This is a genomic window from Streptomyces sp. NPDC005070 (genome assembly GCF_053600395.1).
Map to the genome: position 1 here is coordinate 1 of NZ_JBSFZS010000434.1, position 1,832 is coordinate 1,832.

The window sequence follows — 1,832 nt, forward strand, 5'->3', positions numbered from 1 at the left end:
CCCATATCTACCCCCTACCTCATACCCTCTTTCCCTCCCCGCCGCTCTTCCGATCTGTCCGCGACGCCGGCGGAGCGGCTCCGCGGCTGCGCCACGCCCGCACGGCCGACGAGGGCGGACGCGGCCTGTTCATCTGCGCGCAGATGAGCCGCAACTGGGGCATCCGCTACTCCGCCCCGGGCAAGACGATCTGGACGGAACAGACGCTGGCCCAGGACTCGGGCGCCGGGAGCCCGGACAGCGTATGACGCGGGTCTACCGTGCCAGGTCGGCCGCGACCTCGCGGGCCGCGCGGGCTCCCGAGGCCAGCGCGCCCTGGACCGAGCCCGTGGCCCGGTGGTCCCCGCAGACATAGCGGCCGGCGGCCACCCGGGCGGTCCGGCCGAGCGGCTGCGGAGGCGGCATCGCCGGCAGGGCGTCGGGAACGGTCCGGAGCGTCAGCAGGTCCCAGTCCCCGGTGTCGGTGCCGTACACCTCGGCCAGCGTGTCGCGCAGCCATGTCTCCCGGCCCTCCTGGTCGTGCCCGAGGACCGAGGTGGCGATCAGCGACATCCCGGGCGGGGCGTAGCCGCGCACCACTTCGCTCAGGACGCAGGTGTTGAGGAAACGTCTTCTGGTGTCCGTCAGCAGAACGGGCTCGGCCAGCGGTGAACGGGTCGCCGCGTGGTAGTACGTCGTCACGACGCGGTAGTCCGGGAGGTCCAGCCCGGGCAGCAGCCGGGCGGCCGGTCCCGGACCCGTGGCCACGACCACGGCCCGTGCGGCGATCTCGCCTCCGGCGTCCACCTCGACCCCGTCGTCCGTGAGCCGCGTGACCGGGGTGCCGAGACGGACGGCGTCCGGGGGCAGCGCCTCGGCCAGCAGGCGCGGCACCGCCCCGATGCCGGCTCCGGGCAGGCACAGGGTGCCGCGCAGCATGCTGCGCCAGACGAGATGGAACACCCGGCCGGAGGTCCCGAGCTGGTCCTCGAGGAACACCCCGGACAGGAAGGGCCGGAAGAACCGCTCGACGAACTCCTCGGAGAACCCGGCCGCGGCGAGCGCGGTACGGGTCGTGCGGTCCTCTCCGCGCTTGAGCCAGCCGGCGGGGGCGAGCATGTCGCGGCCGGACAGGGCGGCCAGCGCGCTCAGGTCACGGGTTCCCGCGAGGCGCCCGGGGCGCAGGTCGCCCAGCCGTCGCCGGCCACGGGTGGGGTCGTCGAAGCGGAGCGGCCCGTCCTCCGTGTGGACGAGGATGCCGGGCGTGAAGGGCCGCAGCCGAAGGTCGCGCAGGGCGAGCCTGCGCCGGACCTGCGGGTAGGACGTGTTGAAGACCTGGAAGCCGCGGTCGACGACGAAGCCGTCCTGCGGGTCGGAGCGCATCCGGCCGCCCACCCCGTCCGAGGCCTCGAGGAGCCGGACCTCGAAGCCGTACCCGGCGAGATCGCGGGCGCACGCCAGACCGGCGAGCCCGCCGCCGACGATCAGGACATCGGGCACACCGCGCTTCGCGGTCATGGGCACCATCCTCCGAGCAGCCGGTCCGTAACCGATCTTCCCGCCGGGCCCGCCCACCGGATGCGGGGCCACGCCGGTGGCCCCCCACGCGTCCGGCGGGCGGCATCGCACGACGCGGCCTTCCCGGGACTCCGGCACTGCGGCACTCCGGCACTCCGGCACTCCAGGGAGGAATAGATCGGTATGGCCGTATGTTGCCGCCTATGTGACGCGGAGCGGCCTCCGCACACCAGGTAAGCGGCCCCGGCTGGTCTCCCCCGTCCAGCCGGGGTCCCCTGTTCTCCCGTGTCGTCCCCGAGGCAGTGAAAGACCGCCGGTGCCGCCCCGGGTACGGG

2 protein-coding genes are annotated in these 1,832 nt (G+C 74.2%); one reads left to right on the forward strand and one right to left on the reverse strand.

Features of this window, described 5'->3' with window-relative positions; translation table 11 throughout:
• A partial coding sequence (locus tag ACWEBX_RS39940; protein ID WP_451889606.1) for an ATP-binding protein occupies positions 1-248 on the forward strand: 248 nt, incomplete at its 5' end.
• A 7-nt stretch (positions 249-255) separates the two neighbouring features.
• Here the strand turns inward: ACWEBX_RS39940 and ACWEBX_RS39945 are convergent.
• Positions 256-1,497, reverse strand: coding sequence for an NAD(P)/FAD-dependent oxidoreductase (locus tag ACWEBX_RS39945; RefSeq protein WP_451889607.1), 1,242 nt, complete (start codon positions 1,495-1,497; stop codon positions 256-258).
• Positions 1,498-1,832 lie beyond the last annotated feature (335 nt).